We start from the raw sequence: 571 nt of genomic DNA on the forward strand, positions 1-571 counted from the left end.
AGCCCTCGCTTTTCTGTACCGTAAGGTGGTACAGGAACAAGGACTGGGCAAGACCGGTGCCAGCCGCCGCGGTAATACCGGCAGTCCAAGTGATGGCCGATATTATTGGGCCTAAAGCGTCCGTAGCTTGCTGTGTAAGTCCATTGGGAAATCGACCAGCTCAACTGGTCGGCGTCCGGTGGAAACTACACAGCTTGGGGCCGAGAGACTCAACGGGTACGTCCGGGGTAGGAGTGAAATCCTGTAATCCTGGACGGACCACCAATGGGGAAACCACGTTGAGAGACCGGACCCGACAGTGAGGGACGAAAGCCAGGGTCTCGAACCGGATTAGATACCCGGGTAGTCCTGGCTGTAAACAATGCTCGCTAGGTATGTCACGCGCCATGAGCACGTGATGTGCCGTAGTGAAGACGATAAGCGAGCCGCCTGGGAAGTACGTCCGCAAGGATGAAACTTAAAGGAATTGGCGGGGGAGCACCACAACCGGAGGAGCCTGCGGTTTAATTGGACTCAACGCCGGACATCTCACCGGTCCCGACAGTAGTAATGACGGTCAGGTTGACGACTT

1 rRNA gene is annotated in these 571 nt (G+C 56.4%); it reads left to right on the top strand.

From position 1 onward, the window contains the following. Positions 1-571 (top strand): 16S ribosomal RNA (locus tag DVK00_RS20695); the annotation flags it as partial.

The sequence above is a fragment of the Haloarcula sp. Atlit-47R genome (assembly GCF_003665985.1).
In the GTDB taxonomy this organism is placed as follows: Archaea; Halobacteriota; Halobacteria; order Halobacteriales; family Haloarculaceae; genus Haloarcula; species Haloarcula taiwanensis.